Raw genomic sequence first — 17,014 nt, 5'->3', positions numbered from 1 at the left:
GCCGCCCCTCGTGCCTCACCGTTGCTGCAGGACGCCCGACGGAAGCACGGCGTCCCTGGCCTTGTCGCCCGTGGGGAGCTGGTCGGCGTAGCCGGCCTCGGTCCACACCAGCTTCTTGAACTGTTCCGGGGTGAGCGCTCCCTGCCACGGGGCGCCGCCCGGGCAGAACACGGAGGAGCAGTCGGAGCAGTAGTGCGCAGGCCGCCACAGGCGCTCCGCGCGCTGAGCACCGGCCTCGGCCGCGGCCTTCTCGCGACCGTCGCTCCGCGCGACGACGATGGTTCCGACGAAGCAGAGCAGAGCGAACGCCGCCCCGCCGACCAGGTACAGGGGCTTGTCCTGGTGCACGCCGACGTAGGCGAAGGCGATGCCCATGCCGGTCAGCACCATGCCCTCCGCGACGTGTATGCACCCGTCGCCGGACTTCTCCGGTCCCGGCGCCAGTCGGCCGGACAGGTCGTGTCGCATCGCACCCTTGCCGCCGCGTGCTTGCTCAACCGTTCGGACCTGGCCACCGCCGCACCTCGGACACACCGCTCGGACCGGCCCTCCGGGCCCCTCGTACTCCATGATGATCAGCTTATAGGTGTGACCTCTTCGCCTTGACTTCCCGCCCCGGCCCCCTGCGCACACAGAATCCAGCTCGCCCCTACGGCCTTCAGCCGGCCTGCCTGAAACCCACGTGACCGGAGGGCTTGGTTGTCACCGGTGCGTCCTAGGCTCTGGCAGATGAGAGGACATCGAACAGAGGCCCGGGCTCTTGAGGCCGCGGTGCTCGACGCGCGTCAAGCCCTCGCGGTCCAGGACGGAGCGGTGGAGTGGTTGTGCCGACCCGATGCAGTCATGAAAGGGCCTCTCGCAGCCGAGGTGTGGGCCTTCGACAGCACCTTGACCCATGTCCTGCTGGTGCATCACCGATGGCGCGGATGGGTGGCGCCGGGTGGCAAGGTCGATCCCGGCGAAACGCCACGCGAGGCTGCTCGCCGAGAACTGTTCGAGGAGGCCGGGGTGCGGGCAGAGCTGATCGGGACCCCGGCGGCCGCTACTGTGCGCTCGTATCACCCCACCTGGTCGGCCACCGCAGGCATTTCGTATCTGGCAGTGGTCGACCAGAGGCCGAAGCCGAAGTCTGAGAGTGGTCAGCCGGCTGCCTGGCATCGCTTGGATGAGCCCTGGCAAGGGTGGTTCTCTGACGATCGCCTCCGCATGAAACAGTGCGCCCTCTGGCTTGAACACAGCCACTGACAGGATGGTGTCATGATGGCCGATCTCGGACTGCCCGATTTTCCGGCTCGTGAGCCCGACTTCGAGGAAGATTTCACCGCTCCGCGGCTCAGGGAAGATCGCTGGGTCGATCACTATCTTCCGCACTGGACGTCACCCGAGCGTTCTCAGGCACGCTACGACCTGAACGATTCGGGGTTGCGGCTCCGTATCGACGAAGACCAGCTGGATTGGCGAAAGGAAGACGCCCCACTTCGCGTGTCCAACCTGCAAACCGGAGTCTTTTCTGGTCCCGCAGGCTCTCGGCGAGGAACACATCGGCATCGTTCGGATGGACTTGTCGTCCGCACACAGACACCGGAACGCCTGCTGTGGGCGCCCACCGCCGGACGTGTGGATGTGACCGTGAGCGCGAGCGTGCACAAGGGGTGCATGCTCGCGGCGTGGCTCGTGGGGACGGAGCATCTGTCCGAGAGGGACAGCGGCGAGATCTGCATCTTCGAGATCGACGCCGACGCTGTCGGCGAAGGTAAGAGTCGCGCCCGATGCGGAGTGAAGGCACATTCGGACGCGCGGCTGACAACCGACATGACAGAAGTCGTCCTTCCCTTGGACGCGTCGCAGCCCCACACCTGGACAGTTGTCTGGGGACCGTCAGGCACGCTGATCGGCTGCGAGGGCATCGTGGTGAAACAGACGCCTCAGTCTCCGGGCTATCCGCTCTTCTTGATGATCGACCTGTTTGAGATCGGCCCTCGCTCGGGAACCGACACCCTCTACCCGAAAACTGCTCACCTCCACCGCGTACTTGGATGGAATGCCATTCCAGCGTCCGGCAGGAACTAGCCGGGCGGGCGTATGGCCCGGATCCGCCCTCGCAACCGGCTCAGGTCTGACGAAGTTCACTACGGACAAGCGGCCGCTGGATGCTCCGCAGTCCCCACCCGAAACAGGTGGTCTGCCCGGAAGACCGCTCAAAGCTCGATCGACGACTGCCGGGGAGTCATATGCGGCGCGGTACGGCTCCGTCCTGCCAGCGGTGGAGGTCGCGCAGCAGGGAAATCTCGGCGCCGTGATGGATCAGCTCCCTGTTGACGTGCAGGACGATGCCCTCCATGGGACGCCGCTCAGGACCCACCGGGGGCGGATTCTTCAGGTCGGCGTCCGCCGACGCCGTCGCCGACCGTGGGCCGCGAGAGCGTACCGCACCGGGAGATGACGCCGGGGGCCGATGCGCCCTTCGGGCCGCGCTGCCGCAAACGACGGTGTGCCGTGGGCAACCCGGCAGACTGGGCTGGGCTCAGGGCCAGAATGTTGCGGGGCATCACCCGGCCTTGGCCCCGCCCGAGGTGAAGCCCCGCTCAGAGGTCCGTCGCATCCGGGTAGTGGCGACGAAGTCCGCCGAGCACGCCCTCGTCGACGGACCTGACGTCCCACAACGAGCTGTCCACTCCGCTCAGAACGACCACCGGCTTTTCCTCGGCGAACCCGCGCGCTTCGGCGTCGATCAGCTGAAAGCACGGGGTCGTCAGCGACAACATGAACCAGGGGACGGCCCTGGCCGGCTCGCACGACCCATCGGACAGCGCACCTAGTCCTCGTACCGGGGCGTCCACTGCGCCCGGGCGATGGCCTCGCGCAGGTCCTCCTCCGTCGCCCGCGGGGCCACCCCGTCCTCGACGGCGGCGAGGGCCGCGGCCAGGGCGATCTCGCGGGCTGACTCCCGCATCCCGGTCAGCGGCGGCAGCAACGGCACGGGGAGGTCCTCGCCGTCCGCCGCCCGCACCGCGCACCGTGCGACGGCCCGGGCCGCGGCCACGAGCATGCGGTCCGTGACCCGGGTGGCCCCGCTCGCGGTCACCGCGAGGCCCATGGCCGGGAAGACGTACACGTTGTTCGACTGCGCCACGGGCACTTCACGCCCGTCGACCGTGAGCGGCGGGAAGGGCGAACCGGTGGCGATCAGCGCCCGCCCGTCGGTCCAGCGGGTGAGGTCCGCCGGGTCGGCCTCGGAGTGCGAGGTGGGGTTGGACAACGGGAACACGACGGGCCGTTCGCAGGTCGACGCCATCTGCCGCACGATCTCCTCCGTGAACGCGCCGTGCGCCGTCGACAGCCCGATGAGCGCCGTCGGCTCCACGCGACGCACCACCTCGGCCAGGCCGGTGCCGTCCCAGTCGGCCACCTCGCTGTCGTCGCGGGCGAACGCCCGCTGCTGCGGGGTCAGTTCGGAACGTGAGGACACCAGCAGGCCGTCGACGTCGAGGATCCAGAACCGCGCCGTGGCCTCGTCCTCCGACAGCCCCTCGTCGACCATGGCGGTACGGATCATGTCGGCGACGCCGATGGCGGCCGACCCGGCGCCCAGGATCACCACCCGCTGCTCGGGCAGCGGGGTGCCGGCCACGTCCGCCGCGGTCGACAGCGCACCGAGCGTGACGGCCGCGGTGCCCTGGATGTCGTCGTTGAACGTGAGCAGTCGGTCGCGGTAGCGGGCCAGGATCGGGTGGGCGTGGGCGGTGGCGAAGTCCTCCCACTGCAGCAGCGTCCCGGGGAGTTCCGCCTCGACCGCCGAGACGAACGCCTCGATCATCTCGTCGTACTCGGCGCCGGTCAGCCTCCGGGCACGCCGGCCCAGGTAGCGGGGGTTGTCGAGCAGGGTCTCGTTGTCGGTGCCGACGTCCAGGAGGATCGGCAGCGTGCGGGCCGGGTGGATGCCGCCGATCGCCGTGTAGAGGCTGAGCTTGCCGACGGGGATGCCCATGCCGCCGACGCCCTGGTCGCCCAGGCCGAGGATGCGCTGGCCGTCGGTGACGACGACGACGTCCACGTCGTGGTCCCGGTGCGGGCGGTTGCGCAGGATGTCCCGGAAGCGGTGCCGGTCCTCCCAGGTGAGGAACAGACCGCGGGGCCGCCGGTAGATCTCGCTGAAGCGCTGACAGGCCTCGCCCACCGTGGGCGTGTAGACCACGGGCAGCAGCTCCTCCAGGTACTCGGTGACCAGACGGTAGAAGAGCACCTCGTTGGTGTCCTGGAGCTGCCGCAGGTAGATGTGCCGGTTGAGGGGCTTGTCGTAGCCGTGGAACGCCTCGTAGGCGCGGGCGACCTGCTCGTCCAGGGTCTCCACGGCGGGCGGCAGCAGTCCGTCGATGCCCAGCTCCTCGCGTTCGCGCCGGCTGAAGGCGGTGCCCTTGTTGACCAGGGGGTCGGCCAGGGTCGTGACGGCGGGGCTGGTGGTGGGGCGGGGGTGATGTGTCGGCTGGTCCATGAGGTGACGCCTTCCCGTGATGCGCCGATTCGTGCGGGTGACGTGTGCCATCCGGACGCCCACCGGCTCCCGGGAAACGTCTCCCGGCCACGGACGAGTTCCGCCCTGCCGCCCGCTCTGCCTCCGTACGCCCGGCGCCGAGAGGCCTGTCGCCGTGTCCCGTCCCGCGCCGCGGCACGGTGGCAGCACCGTGACCACCCCGAACAGCCCAATCGCGCTGCGCCGGAGGAGGCGAACGTGGATGAGCGGTGTGACCGTGGTGGAAGGGATGCGGTGCACACAGGACACACCGTGTGCACACAGGACCGCGTGCACACAGGGACCCCCTGCACACAAGGACGAGGAGGCGCGATGGCGGAGGCACTGGCCGAGGGCGGCACGAAGGGCGCTGCCGCGACGGCCGGCACACGCCCGTCCCCGGGTGTCTTCGAGCAGCTCAGCGCCGTCGCCGACGCCGTCCTCTACGAGGGCTACCTGCTCTACCCCTACCGCCGCTCCTCCGCCAAGAACCGCGTCCGCTGGCAGTTCGGCGTGCTGTTCCCCCGGGACTGGGTGGAGGCGGACGGCCCCGTCCTCCCCGGTGTCTCCGGCTCCGCCGACTCCTGGTACCAGCAGACCGAGTGCCTGCTGCTGATCCGTCAGCCGGACAGCGCCCGCCTACGCGTGCGGGTCCGCTACCTCCAGATGCAGCGCAAGCAGGTGGAAGAAGCGGGCCGCCCCGTCGAATCGCTGCACAGCGACGACGGCACGGTGCATCTCACCTTCGACGAAGCCCTGCCGCGCGAGTGCGAGATGGAAGCCCCGCTCGACGAACTCCTTCGCGGCGGACGCACCGTCGCGGTGGGTGCAGCGGCGGGTGAGGACGTCGAGCCGCTGCCCGGGGGCACCGGGCGGGTGGTGCGCAGCCGGGAGGAGATCCGGGCCGAGACCGTCCTCACCGCCGAGCGGCTCTCCGAGGACCTCTGCCGGGTCCGCGTACGCACCGCGAACACCGCGCCCGCACCGCGGCCGGGCACCGCGCGCGACGAGGCCCTGCGCCGGGCCCTCATCGCCACCCACACCCTCATCGGCGGCGAGGGAGTGGAGTTCGTCTCGCTGATCGATCCACCGACGGACCTGCGAGCACCCGTGCGCGCGTGCCGCAACGAGTTCACCTTCCCCGTGCTCGGGGGCGAGGCCGGGGACACCGGACACGTCCTGCTGTCCGCGCCGATCATCCTGCCCGACCACCCCCAGGTCGCCCCCGAGAGCCCGGGTGACCTGCACGACGCCGCGGAGATCGACGAGATCCTCACGTTGCGCACGATGCTGCTGACCGACGAGGAGAAGCGCGAGGCGCGAGCCACCGACCCGCGGGCGGCGGCGATCCTCGACCGGGTCGACACCATGCCGCAGGAGGTCTTCGAACGGCTCCACGGTGCCGTCCGCTCCCTGACACCGGCCGCCCCCACGGCGCCGGCCGACCACTCCCTGACGCCCGTCGGCCCCACGGCGTCCGGCGGCGCCCCCCTGACACCCCTCACCCCCACAGCGTCCGCCGACCGTCCCGCCTGGTGGCAGGAGGGGGCCGATGACGGTCTCTCACCGACCACCGACACCGTGCTCGTCGACGGCGTCCGGCTCGGCGGCGGCAGCCGCGTACGGCTGCGCCCCCGGGGACGCGGCGCCGACGCCCAGGACATGTTCCTGGCCGGGCGGACCGCCGAGGTCGCCGCCGTCTTCCACGACGTGGACGGCAGCGTGCACCTCGCCGTCACCCTCGACGACGACCCGGCCGCCGAACTGAACAACTGGTACGGCCGCTTCCACTACTTCCGGCCCGACGAGCTCGAACCCCTCGAGCCCGCCGGATCCCCGGACGAGCCGTCGGCACCGGCTCCCGCCGCAGCTCCTGCGCGGCACACGTCCGACTCCGAGACCCCCGCAGCGGAGGCCGAGTGACATGACCATCCACAGCAGCACCGAAGAAGTCAGCAAGGAACCCGAACGGTCCGAGGTCCGGCAGGGCATCGACGAGATCCACATCCTCTGGATCTCCGAGGGCATGAGCTGCGACGGCGACACCGTCTCGCTCACCGCCGCCGACCAGCCCTCCATCGAGGACCTGGTGCTCGGGCTGATCCCGGGCCTGCCGAAGGTGAACCTGATCAACAAGGTGCTCTCGCCCAGCCTGGGCGGCGAGGACTTCCTCGCGCCCTACCGGGCCGCCGTACGCGGCGAGCTGGGCCCCTTCATCCTCGTCATCGAGGGCTCGATCCCCAACCAGAACATCATCGAGGGCGACGGCTACTGGACGTCCTTCGGCAACGACCCGGAGACCGGCGAGCCGCAGACCCTCAACTGGTGGATCGACCAACTGGCCCCCAAGGCCTGGGCGGTGGTCGCCGCGGGCACCTGCGCCACCTTCGGCGGCATCCACGCCATGGCCGGCAACCCGACGGGCTGCATGGGCCTCGCCGACTACCTGGGCTGGGACTACACCTCCCAGGCCGGCCTGCCCGTCGTCAACGTGCCCGGCTGCCCGATCCAGCCCGAGAACTTCATGGAGACCCTGATCTGGGTCCTCTACCACGCGGCCGGCTCCGCGCCTCCGCCGCCGCTGGACCACATGCTGCGCCCGCAGTGGCTGTTCGGGAAGACGGTCCACGAGGGCTGCGACCGCGGCTCGTACTACGAGCAGGCCAACTTCGCCGCCGACTACAACTCACCCAAGTGCCTCGTGAAGACGGGCTGCTGGGGTCCGGTCGTCAACTGCAACGTGCCCAAGCGCGGCTGGATGGGCGGCATCGGAGGCTGCCCCAACGTCGGCGGCATCTGCATCGGCTGCACGATGCCCGGCTTCCCCGACGCGTTCATGCCGTTCATGGACGAGCCCCCGGGCAGCACCCTGTCGTCCCTGGTCATCAAGCCGTACGGGGCCGTCGTCCGACGACTGCGCGGCATGACCAACGAGCTGGTCAACCACGAGCCCAGATGGCGCCACAACAAGCGCAAGCTGACCAGCGGTTACGACCCCCACTGGCGCGCCTGATGAGGCTTCCCCGCAGTAAGCCCACCACCCCACACACCACCGACAGCGAGGGGCAGTACCGCAGATGACCACCACCGAGGCCCGTCCCACGGACCGCAAGCCACCACAGCTCGTGGACATGTCCTGGGATCCGATCACACGGATCATCGGGAACCTGGGCATCTACACGAAGATCGACTTCGCCAACCGGGAAGTCGTCGAATGCCACAGCACCTCGTCGCTCTTCCGCGGCTACTCGGTGTTCATGAAGGGCAAGGACCCGCGCGACGCGGGCTTCATCACGTCCCGGATCTGCGGCATCTGCGGCGACAACCACACCACCTGCTCCGACTACGCCCAGCAGATGGCCTACGGCGTCAAGCCGCCCCCGCTGGCCGAGCACATCGTCAACCTCGGCGAAGCGGCCGAGTACATGTTCGACCACACGATCTTCCAGGACAACCTGGTCTTCGTGGACTTCTGCGAGGCGATGGTCAAGGCCACCAACCCCGGTGTCCTGGCACGCGCCGAACGCACCGAGGCACCCCGCGGCGAGATCCACGGCTACCGGACGATCGCCGACATCATGAAGGCCTTCAACCCCTTCGAGGGAGAGGTCTACAAGGAGGCCCTGAAGGTCAGCCGGGTCACCCGCGAGATGTTCTGCCTGATGGAGGGACGGCACGTCCACCCCTCCACGCTCTACCCGGGTGGCGTCGGCACGATGCCGCAGCCGACCGTCTTCACCGACTACCTCAGCCGCCTCATGCGGGTCATCGACTTCGTGAAGAAGGCCGTCGCCATGAACGACGACGTCTTCGACTTCTTCTACGAGGCACTGCCCGGCTACGAGGAGGTCGGCCGCCGCCGCGTCCTGCTGGGCTGCTGGGGCGCCTTCCAGAACCCCCAGACGGTCGACTACCGCTACGAGAACATGAACTCCTGGGGCAAGGACATGTACGTCACCCCGGGCATCATCGTCGACGGCGAACTGGTCACCAACAACCTCGTCGACATCAACCTCGGCCTGCGCATCATGCTCGGCAGCTCCTACTACGAGGACTGGGTCAACGAGCAGCCGTTCGTCACCCACGACCCGCTCGGCAACCCCGTCGACATGCGCCACCCGTGGAACCAGACCACCGTCCCGGTGCCGCAGAAGCGCAACTTCGACGACAAGTACAGCTGGGTGATGAGCCCGCGCTGGTTCGACCAGCGCACCGGCGACCACCTCGCCCTGGACACCGGCGGCGGTCCCCTGGCCCGCCTGTGGTCGACCGCGCTGAGCGGCCTGGTCGACACCCCGTACGTCAAGGCCACCGGCCACAGCGTGCGCATCTCCCTGCCCAAGGGCGAGTCGCTGCCGGAGACCACACTGGAGTGGCGCATCCCGCAGTGGAGCAACACCATCGAACGCGACCGCGCCCGCCCCTACTTCATCGCCTACGCGGCCGCCATGGCCCTGCAGTTCCTCGAAGAGGCCATGGGCATGGTGCGCGCGGGCGAGACCAAGGTGTTCGAGAACTACGAGGTGCCGGACGAGGCGATCGGCTGCGGCTTCCACGAGGCGGTGCGCGGCGTCCTCTCCCACCACCTGGTGATCAAGGACAAGAAGATCGCCAACTACCACCCGTACCCACCCACCCCGTGGAACGCCAGCCCCCGGGACATGTACGGCACGCCCGGCCCGTACGAGGACGCCGTCCAGGGCCAGCCCATCTTCGAGGAGAACGGGCCGGACGACTTCAAGGGCGTCGACATCATGCGCACGGTCCGCAGCTTCGACCCGTGTCTGCCGTGCGGTGTGCACATGTACGTCGGCAAGGGCAAGACACTGACCACCCTGCACTCGCCGACGTACGGGGCGAACCATGGCTGAGGCCGGCGCACGGCTGGCCGACCCGGACGTCGAGGCCCGGCTCGCCCGGCTCGACCAGGCGCTCGAAACCCTCGAGTCCGCCCCGGGGCCCACCACCCGCTCCGCGACCGAGGCGGTGGCCCTGCTGACCGAGGTCTACGGCGAGGCCCTGGCCCGCGTCCTGGACGCCGCGGACGAGCGGTTGGCCGAGCGTCTGGCCGACGACGAGCTGCTCGGGCACCTCATGGTGCTGCACGACATCCACCCCGAGCCCGCCGAACGCCGGGCGGCCCGCGCGGTCGAACGGCTGCGGCCCGCCGTACGGGAACGGGGCGGCGACGTGGAGTGGGCCGGGGTCGAAGGGCAGGTCGCACGGGTCCGTCTGACGAAGGGCGGCGGCGGATGCGGGTCCGGCTGCGGCGGCGGAGGATCGGAGGTCACCGACGCGGTCCGCGCGGCGGTGCTCGCCGTGGCTCCCGAGCTGACGGCGGTGGAGCCCGTGACCGAGACGCCCCCTGCCTTCGTCCCCCTGACCACGCTGACGCGCCGGGGCGCGCCGTGACCACCGACGGGGCACTGGCCCGCCTCATCCGCTCCTCGGCCGATCGCGCGGCGGCGGCCGAGAAGGAGGTGTGCGACCTGTGCGCCGCGCCGGTCGCCGACGAGCACGCCCACCTGTACGACACCGGGCAGGAGGAGGTGCGCTGCGTCTGCGGCCCCTGCTCCGTGCTGTTCGCCGACGCGGCGGCGGGGGACGGCCAGTACCGTCTGGTGCCCCGGCGCCGGGTGCGGCTGCCCGAGGTCGACACGGCCGCGCTGGGCGTACCGGTCGGCCTGGTCTTCTTCGTGCCCAGGGCCGACGGCACCGTCACCGCCGAGGGCCCGAGCCCGGCGGGAGCCATGCGCTGGGAGGTGGACGCGGAGGCCTGGCGGAAACTGTCCGGCACGTGTCCACAGCTCGCGAGCGTGGAACCCGACGTGGAGGCCCTGCTGGTCAACACCGTCCACGGCCTCGACCACCACTGGATCGTGCCGATCGACGACTGCTACCGGATGGTCGCCGTCGTACGCCGGGAGTGGCGAGGTCTGTCCGGCGGCGGCCGGATCTGGCCGGCCGTCCGGCAGTTCTTCGAGGACCTCACCGAGCGGCCATAGCCACGCACTCCGCAGGTCGGAGGCGAGGAAGGAGAGCACCCCATGGGCAGCATCAGAGTGGGCCGGCCCCAGGCGAAGCCCGACACACCCCGGCACGTCGCCGGGATGCACCAGGGCAACAAGGGACCGCGCCAGCAGCAGAAGGGGCACCACGCGGACGGCACCGCCGACGCGCGCCGCTCCACGGGGATCCACTGGAAGCGGCATGACGCCCTCGCGGAGACCATGCCGAACATCTCGCCGGGATGAACACCGTCATGCGAACGAGCAGGGAGTCACCGCAATGAAACGAGTAGGCAGAACCGTCATGCGCAGGCGGGGCGGGATGAGCGGGCAGCGGGTGCTGAAGACCGAGGCCGTCCTGGTGGGCGGCGCGGCCCTGGCCCTGCTGTGCTGGGAGTGGCCCAGCCTGAGGCGCGAAGCGCGGATCTGGCGGATGGCGGGCGGGTTCCGCGCCGGCCACCGCTACCCGTGAGCGGGCCGTGCACGAACTGTCGATCGCGACCGCGATCATCGAGCGGGCGGACGAGCTGGCCCGGGCGGACGGGACGGACACCGTCTCGAAGGTGACCGTCCGGGTCGGCGAGCTGGCGGGCGTCGTCCCCGACGCCCTGGATTTCGCCTTCGAGGTCGCCCGTGACGGCACGTCCCTCGCGGGAGCACGGCTCGTCGTCGAACAGATCCCCGCGCAGGCCTGGTGCGGCCCGTGCGCCGAGGAGTTCCCGGTGGGCATGCCCCCGTTCTTCTGGTGCCCGCGCTGCGACCAGCCCTCCAGCGACCTGCGCAGCGGCCGTGAGCTGGAGATCGCCGGGATCGAGCCGGCACCGGCCTAGCGAGCGGACGAAGGGCCCCCGCCGACACGTCGGCGGGGCCCTTCGTCCACTGCTGTGCTCAGCAGATGCGCGGCAGCTGCTCCCCGAGGGGCAGGTCCACCACCCGCGTCCCGCCGAGCCCGGTGGCGACCACCACCATCCCGGGATGCTCGGCGACGCACTCGCCGATCGGTGTCGCCCCCGCTCCCTGCGGATGGGCCCGCATGGCCGCCAGCACCTCGTCGGCACGCGCCGGTGGCACGAACGCGACCAGCCGCCCCTCGTTGGCGACGTACAGCGGATCGAGCCCGAGGAAACCGCAGGCGTTCGCCACGGCGTCCGGCACCGGGATCGCCCGCTCCCGCAACCGGACCCCGGTCCCCGAGGCACGGGCGATCTCGTTGAGGGACGCGCCCAGGCCGCCCCTGGTGGGGTCGCGCAGCACATGGATGTCCGGCGTGACGGCCAGCATGGCCGCCACGAGATCCGCCAGCGGTGCGGTGTCGCTGGCGACCTCCACCCCGAACTCCATACCCTCCCGCACGCTCATGATCGCCACACCGTGCAGCCCGATGGGCCCGCTGACGATGACCACGTCCCCGGGCCGGGCACGCTGGGGCCGGATGTCCACCCCGTCGGGCACGAGACCCACCCCGGCGGTGGTGACGTACACCCCGTCGCCGTGCCCGGACTCCACCACCTTGGTGTCACCCGTGGCGATCGTGACCCCGGCGGCCTCGGCAGCCGCCCCCATCGAGCGCGCGATCCGCTCGACGACCGTCAGCTCCACGCCCTCCTCCAGGACGAAGGCGGCGGAGAGGTAGCTGGGGCGCGCGCCGCTCATCGCGAGGTCGTTGACGGTGCCGTTGACCGCGAGGTCGCCGAGGCAACCGCCGGGGAAGAACAGCGGCCGGACCACGTAGGAGTCGGTGGAGAAGGCCAGCCGCGCGCCGCCCAGTTCAAGGACCGCGGAGTCGGCCAGACCGGACAGGGTTGCGTTGCCGTAGGCAGGGGTGAAGATCTGCTCCATCAGCTCCGCCGACAGCGCACCCCCGCCGCCGTGCCCCATGACCACGACCCCCTGGTCACGCAGCGGGGCCGGGCAGGTCCATTCGGCCGGGTCGACCACATCGGTGACGTGCTCAGGCAACGGGAGTCACTTCCTCCTGAGGAGCGGCCCCGGCGGTCTGCGGGGCCGGGGTGTTCATCCGGCGGTAGAGGTAGTAGGCCGCGCAGGCGCCCTCGCTGGAGACCATGGTGGCGCCGAGCGGGGTGCGCGGGGTGCAGGTGGTGCCGAACGCGCCGCACTCGGTGGGCTTGATCAGGCCCTGGAGCACCTCGCCGGCCCGGCACTCGGCGGGCTCCTCGGTACGGATCCCGCTCACGTCGAAGCGGTGCTCCGCGTCGTAGGCGCGGAAGGCGTCGGTCAGCCGCCAGCCGCTGGCCGGGATCCGCCCGATGCCGCGCCAGTTCCGGTCGGTGACCTCGAAGACCTCCTCGATCATGCGCACCGCGGCCGGGTTGCCGTCCTCGCGCACGGCCCGCGGGTAGGCGTTCTCCACCCGGTGCTCACCGCGCTCCAGCTGGCGTACCGCCCGGCGGATGCCCTCCAGGATGTCCAGCGGCTCGAAGCCGGTCACCACCATCGGCACCCGGAACCGCTCGGCCAGCTCCGGGTACTCGGCCATCCCCATCACGCTGCACACGTGCCCGGCGGCGAGGAAGCCCTGCACCCGGCACTCCGGTGCCGTCATGATCGCCTCGACGGCCGGGGGCACCCGCACGTGCGACACCAGCAGGCTGAAGTTGGCCAGGCCCAGCCGGCGCGCCTGGTGCACCGCCATCGCGTTGGCCGGGGCGGTGGTCTCGAAGCCGATCGCGAAGAACACCACCTCCCGGTCGGGGTTGCGGCGGGCCAGCTCCAGGGCGTCGAGCGGCGAGTACACCACGCGCACGTCGCCGCCCTCGCCCTTGACCCGGAACAGGTCGCGGTCGGTGCCCGGCACCCGGAGCATGTCGCCGAAGGAGCAGAAGATCACCCCGGGCCGCGCGGCGATCTCCAGCGCCTTGTCGATGACCTCCAGCGGCGTGACACAGACCGGGCAACCGGGCCCGTGGATCAACTCGACCTGCTCGGGCAGCAGTTGGTCGATGCCGTGCCGGATGATCGAGTGGGTCTGCCCGCCGCACACCTCCATCAGGGCCCAGGGCCGGGTGGCGGTGGCACGGATCTCGTCCAGCAGCCGCCGCGCCAGCTGGGGGTCGTTGAACTCGTCGATGTACTTCACCGGGCCTCACTCCCGCTGTCCTGGGGCTCCGCCACAGCGGCGCCCGCCTCCTTGGCCGCCTGCTCCCAGGCGTCCCCGAACTCCTCCTCCAGGAGGCCCAGTTCCTCGAACAGCTTCAGGGAGGCCAGGGCCGACTCCTCGTCCAGACGCTGGAGCGCGAAACCGACGTGCACGATGACGTACTCACCGACCTTCACGTCGGACACGTATTCCAGGCACGCCTGTTTCTGCACGCCGCCGAAGTCGACCAGCCCGGTGAGCGGGTCGGCACTGTCGTCGATGGACACGACCTTTCCGGGCACTGCCAAACACATGGGTCACTCCTCCTGTCGTAGGTGCGCCGCGACCATCAGCTGGCCGAGGGCCAGTCCGCCGTCGTTCGGCGGGACTTCGCCGTGGCGGAGCACCGCGAAACCGTCCTCGGACAGCAGCCGCGCGCACTCCTCCTCCAGCAGCGCGTTGGCGAACACCCCGCCGCTGAGCGCGACGGTGGCCAGGCCGGTGTCCTGACGGGCCCCTCGGCAGACCCCCGCCACCGCCCGCGCCACGGCCCGGTGGAAACGGGCCGCGAGCACGGCGGCCGGGGTGCCGCGCCGCAGATCGGCGATGAGCGCGCCGAGCACGGGCGCCGGGTCGAGATCCCCGGCGAAGGCGTACGCCGACGGGTCCGCGTCCCACGCCGAAGCGGCAGCGGCTTCCAGTTCCAGTGCGGCCTGTGCCTCGTACCCCGCGCGATGGCACACGCCCACGAGCGACGACACGGCGTCGAAGAGGCGGCCCATGCTGGACGTCGGCACACAGGCCAGACCGCCGGACAACTGCTTCCGGAGCACAGCCAGTTCCTGGGGTGCGCAGGCGGTCACGCACGGCAGGTCCGCGTCCCACGGCAGGCCCGCCGCCCACAGCCGGGCCAGGGCCAGACGGCACGGGTTGGCGACGCCCGCGTCACCACCGGGCAGCGGGGCGGGGGAGAGGCGGGCGTAGCGGCGGAAGCCCGTGTAGTCGGCGAGCAGGATCTCGCCGCCCCAGACGGTGCCGTCGTCGCCGTAGCCCGTGCCGTCGAAGGCGACGCCGATCACGGGGGTGGTGCCGTCGAGGCCGTGCCCGGCCATGGCGGAGGCGATGTGCGCGTGGTGGTGCTGGACCGGCACGGGGGCGTGCCCGGACAGTCGGGAAGCCCACCGTGTGGAGTGGTAGCCGGGGTGCCGGTCGGCGGCGACCAGCTCGGGGCTCACGCCGGTGAGGGCCCGCAGGTGCGCGTCGGCCCGCCGGGCCGCCTCCAGCGTGGTCAGGTCGCCCATGTCGCCGATGTGCGGGCCGAACCACGCCTGGTCGCCCGCACCGAGGCACAGGGCGTTCTTCAGGTCACCTCCCACGGCGAGAGCGGGCCGTACCGGCACCGGCAGCCGCAGCGGCCGGGGCACGTACCCGCGGGACCGGCGCAGCACCTGCTCGGTGCCGTCGGGGCGTACGCGCAGCAGGGAGTCGTCGCAGGGGGAGGCGATGGGCCGGTCGTGGGCTAGCCAGGCGTCGGCCAGCCCGGCGAGCCGGGTCAGTGCCTCCTCGTCGTCCGTGACGATCGGCTCCCCGGAGCGGTTGCCGCTGGTCATGACCAGCACGCGGGGGCCGGGCGGATCACCGGGCAGGCCGAACAGCAGGGTGTGCACGGGGGTGTAGGGCAGCATCACGCCGAGGTGCGGGCTGCCGGGGCAGACACCGGGCGCGAGGCCGTTCGCCTCCGGGCGCCGGCGCAGCAGGACGATGGGGCGGCGAGGGCCGGTGAGCGCGTCCAGTTCGAAGGGGGAGAGTCCGGCGACGCGCCGTACCTCGTCGAGGTCCGCGCACATCACCGCGAACGGCTTGCCGCCGCGCGCCTTGCGGGTGCGCAGGGTGTCGACGGCGCGTGCGTCGCCGGCGTCGCAGGCCAAGTGGTAGCCGCCGAGCCCCTTGACGGCGACGATCCGCCCGGCCGCCAGCAGCGCCCGTGCCGACGCCAGGGCCTCGGCGTCGCGGGCCGGGCGCACCCCGCTCCCGGACGCGGGCACCAGGCGGAGCCGGGGACCGCAGTCGGGGCAGGCCACCGGCTGGGCGTGGAAACGGCGGTCGAGGGGGTCGCCGTACTCCCGGGCGCACGCGGCGCACATCGGGAAGCCGGCCATCGTCGTGACCGCCCGGTCGTACGGCATGCCCGTGGCGATGGTGAAACGGGGGCCGCAGTGGGTGCAGGTGACGAACGGGTGCCGGTGCCGGCGATCGGCGGGATCGCCCAGCTCCCGCAGGCAGTCCGGGCAGGTCGCCGTGTCGGGCGGGAGGAGGGTGCTGCCGGGGGAGCGGTCGGTGGAGCGGATGTCGAAGGTGCCGTCGACGCCCGTCGCGGGCAGGTCCTCGAACCCCACGCCGGTGACGGTGGCCAGCGGCGGAGGCTCCTCGGCCAGCCGGTCGCAGAAGTCGGCGACACCCTCCGGCGGCCCCTCCACCTCGATCAGGACGCCGCTCGCCGTGTTGCTCACGAAGCCCGCCAGCGCGAGCTCGGAGGCGAGGCGGTGCACGAACGGGCGGAAACCCACGCCCTGCACGGTGCCGCGCACGGTGACGCGACGGCGTACCGCCCGGGTGACGGGCGCCGTCACGAGACGAGGCCGGCTTCGGCGCCCTCGTGGGTGGGGGTGTGGGTGTGCGGGCGGGGCGCCAGGGGCGGCCGGTGGACGGGGGCCCCGTCCCGGACGGCGAGCACCCGCTCCAGCAGGGTGTCGACGCCGGCGCCGGTGCGGGCGCAGGACCGCACCACCTCCACTCCCGGGTTGACCCGCCGGACGTTCGCCTCGAAGGCGGCCTCGTCGAATCCGGCCGGCCCGGACAGGTCGGTCTTCGTCAGCACCACCAGCTGGGCGGACCCGAAGGCGGTGGGGTACTTCAGAGGCTTGTCCTCGCCCTCCGTCACCGCCATGAGCACGATCCGCAGACTCTCGCCGAGGTCGTAGGACGCGGGGCAGACGAGGTTGCCGACGTTCTCCACGAACAGCAGCGAGGTCCCCTCGGGCAGCCAGCTCTCGACGTGGCCGCGCAGCTGCCGCGCCTCCAGATGGCACAGCCCGTCCGTCAGCAGCTGCTTCACCGGGGCTCCCGAACGCGCCAGCCGCTCGGCGTCGTTCTCGGTCGCCAGATCGGCGGTGAGCGCGGCCACCGGAAGGCCCCGCTCCACCGCCCTGGCCAGCACCCGGCCCAGCAGCTCCGTCTTGCCGCTGCCCGGGCTGGACAGCAGGTTGACCACGCTCACTCCGCGCCGGGCCAGCTCCTCACGCAGGCCCGCGGCCAGAGAGTCGTTCTTCGCCAGGACGGCCTGGGTGACCTCGTCCACGGAATCGCACATGGGTGCCGCTCCTCGCGGGTCGGTAGGGA

17 protein-coding genes and 1 pseudogene are annotated in these 17,014 nt (G+C 71.4%); 10 read left to right on the top strand and 8 right to left on the bottom strand.

Features of this window, described 5'->3' with window-relative positions; translation table 11 throughout:
* Positions 1-15: 15 nt before the first annotated feature.
* Positions 16-468: a hypothetical protein gene (locus tag ACFY5B_RS20595; RefSeq protein WP_389971173.1), complete on the bottom strand. Its 453-nt coding sequence runs from the start codon at positions 466-468 to the stop codon at positions 16-18.
* A 303-nt stretch (positions 469-771) separates the two neighbouring features.
* On the opposite strand from ACFY5B_RS20595, the gene ACFY5B_RS20590 reads away from it, so the two are divergent.
* Both ACFY5B_RS20590 and ACFY5B_RS20585 read left to right on the top strand, forming a co-directional pair.
* Positions 772-1,245 (top strand): NUDIX domain-containing protein, encoded by a 474-nt coding sequence (locus ACFY5B_RS20590; RefSeq protein WP_389971171.1) that lies wholly within the window; start codon positions 772-774, stop codon positions 1,243-1,245.
* Between the two features lie 12 nt (positions 1,246-1,257).
* A complete protein-coding gene (locus tag ACFY5B_RS20585) occupies positions 1,258-2,070 on the top strand; it encodes a hypothetical protein (protein ID WP_389971169.1) in 813 nt (270 codons plus the stop codon).
* A 157-nt stretch (positions 2,071-2,227) separates the two neighbouring features.
* On the opposite strand, the pseudogene ACFY5B_RS20580 reads toward ACFY5B_RS20585, so the two are convergent.
* Both ACFY5B_RS20580 and ACFY5B_RS20575 read right to left on the bottom strand, forming a co-directional pair.
* Positions 2,228-2,392 (bottom strand): annotated as a pseudogene (locus ACFY5B_RS20580) (DinB family protein); the annotation flags it as partial.
* A gap of 423 nt (positions 2,393-2,815) precedes the next feature.
* Positions 2,816-4,492, bottom strand: a complete 1,677-nt coding sequence (locus tag ACFY5B_RS20575; RefSeq protein WP_389971167.1) for an NAD-dependent malic enzyme — start codon at positions 4,490-4,492, stop codon at positions 2,816-2,818.
* Positions 4,493-4,843: 351 nt separating this feature from the next.
* Between ACFY5B_RS20575 and ACFY5B_RS20570 the strand changes: the two genes are divergently transcribed.
* From ACFY5B_RS20570 to hypA, 8 genes are all read left to right on the top strand, one after another.
* Positions 4,844-6,433: a hypothetical protein gene (locus ACFY5B_RS20570; RefSeq protein ID WP_389971165.1), complete on the top strand. Its 1,590-nt coding sequence runs from the start codon at positions 4,844-4,846 to the stop codon at positions 6,431-6,433.
* Between the two features lies 1 nt (position 6,434).
* Positions 6,435-7,523 carry a hydrogenase expression protein HypE gene (locus ACFY5B_RS20565; RefSeq protein WP_389971163.1) on the top strand — a complete coding sequence of 363 codons (1,089 nt, stop codon included), beginning with the start codon at positions 6,435-6,437 and terminating at the stop codon, positions 7,521-7,523.
* A 64-nt stretch (positions 7,524-7,587) separates the two neighbouring features.
* Complete coding sequence (locus ACFY5B_RS20560; RefSeq protein WP_355822756.1) at positions 7,588-9,381, top strand: nickel-dependent hydrogenase large subunit; 1,794 nt, start codon at positions 7,588-7,590, stop codon at positions 9,379-9,381.
* Positions 9,374-9,922 carry a NifU family protein gene (locus ACFY5B_RS20555; protein WP_389971161.1) on the top strand — a complete coding sequence of 183 codons (549 nt, stop codon included), beginning with the start codon at positions 9,374-9,376 and terminating at the stop codon, positions 9,920-9,922. The genes ACFY5B_RS20560 and ACFY5B_RS20555 overlap by 8 nt, the downstream gene beginning before the upstream one ends.
* Positions 9,919-10,515: a DUF5947 family protein gene (locus tag ACFY5B_RS20550; protein WP_389971159.1), complete on the top strand. Its 597-nt coding sequence runs from the start codon at positions 9,919-9,921 to the stop codon at positions 10,513-10,515. The genes ACFY5B_RS20555 and ACFY5B_RS20550 overlap by 4 nt, the downstream gene beginning before the upstream one ends.
* Before the next feature lie 42 nt (positions 10,516-10,557).
* Positions 10,558-10,764: a hypothetical protein gene (locus ACFY5B_RS20545; protein WP_344455147.1), complete on the top strand. Its 207-nt coding sequence runs from the start codon at positions 10,558-10,560 to the stop codon at positions 10,762-10,764.
* A gap of 34 nt (positions 10,765-10,798) precedes the next feature.
* Positions 10,799-10,990: a hypothetical protein gene (locus ACFY5B_RS20540; protein WP_389971157.1), complete on the top strand. Its 192-nt coding sequence runs from the start codon at positions 10,799-10,801 to the stop codon at positions 10,988-10,990.
* Between the two features lie 7 nt (positions 10,991-10,997).
* Positions 10,998-11,348: a hydrogenase maturation nickel metallochaperone HypA gene (gene hypA / locus ACFY5B_RS20535; RefSeq protein ID WP_389971155.1), complete on the top strand. Its 351-nt coding sequence runs from the start codon at positions 10,998-11,000 to the stop codon at positions 11,346-11,348.
* A gap of 58 nt (positions 11,349-11,406) precedes the next feature.
* Here the strand turns inward: hypA and hypE are convergent, their stop codons facing one another.
* The 5 genes from hypE to hypB are packed head-to-tail and all read right to left on the bottom strand — an operon-like array spanning position 11,407 to position 16,985.
* Positions 11,407-12,477: a hydrogenase expression/formation protein HypE gene (hypE, locus tag ACFY5B_RS20530; protein ID WP_389971154.1), complete on the bottom strand. Its 1,071-nt coding sequence runs from the start codon at positions 12,475-12,477 to the stop codon at positions 11,407-11,409.
* Positions 12,470-13,615 (bottom strand): hydrogenase formation protein HypD, encoded by a 1,146-nt coding sequence (gene hypD, locus ACFY5B_RS20525; protein ID WP_389971152.1) that lies wholly within the window; start codon positions 13,613-13,615, stop codon positions 12,470-12,472. The genes hypE and hypD overlap by 8 nt, the downstream gene beginning before the upstream one ends.
* Positions 13,612-13,929 carry a HypC/HybG/HupF family hydrogenase formation chaperone gene (locus ACFY5B_RS20520; RefSeq protein ID WP_389971150.1) on the bottom strand — a complete coding sequence of 106 codons (318 nt, stop codon included), beginning with the start codon at positions 13,927-13,929 and terminating at the stop codon, positions 13,612-13,614. The genes hypD and ACFY5B_RS20520 overlap by 4 nt, the downstream gene beginning before the upstream one ends.
* Positions 13,930-13,932: 3 nt before the next feature.
* Complete coding sequence (gene hypF / locus ACFY5B_RS20515; protein WP_389971148.1) at positions 13,933-16,245, bottom strand: carbamoyltransferase HypF; 2,313 nt, start codon at positions 16,243-16,245, stop codon at positions 13,933-13,935.
* A complete protein-coding gene (gene hypB / locus ACFY5B_RS20510) occupies positions 16,242-16,985 on the bottom strand; it encodes a hydrogenase nickel incorporation protein HypB (RefSeq protein ID WP_389971146.1) in 744 nt (247 codons plus the stop codon). The genes hypF and hypB overlap by 4 nt, the downstream gene beginning before the upstream one ends.
* Positions 16,986-17,014: the final 29 nt, after the last annotated feature.

This window comes from Streptomyces sp. NPDC013187 (genome assembly GCF_042899705.1).
GTDB lineage: Bacteria > Actinomycetota > Actinomycetes > Streptomycetales > Streptomycetaceae > Streptomyces > Streptomyces hawaiiensis_A.
Note: the sequence above shows the minus strand (reverse complement) of the source record. Positions and strands in the feature narration are given on the sequence as shown.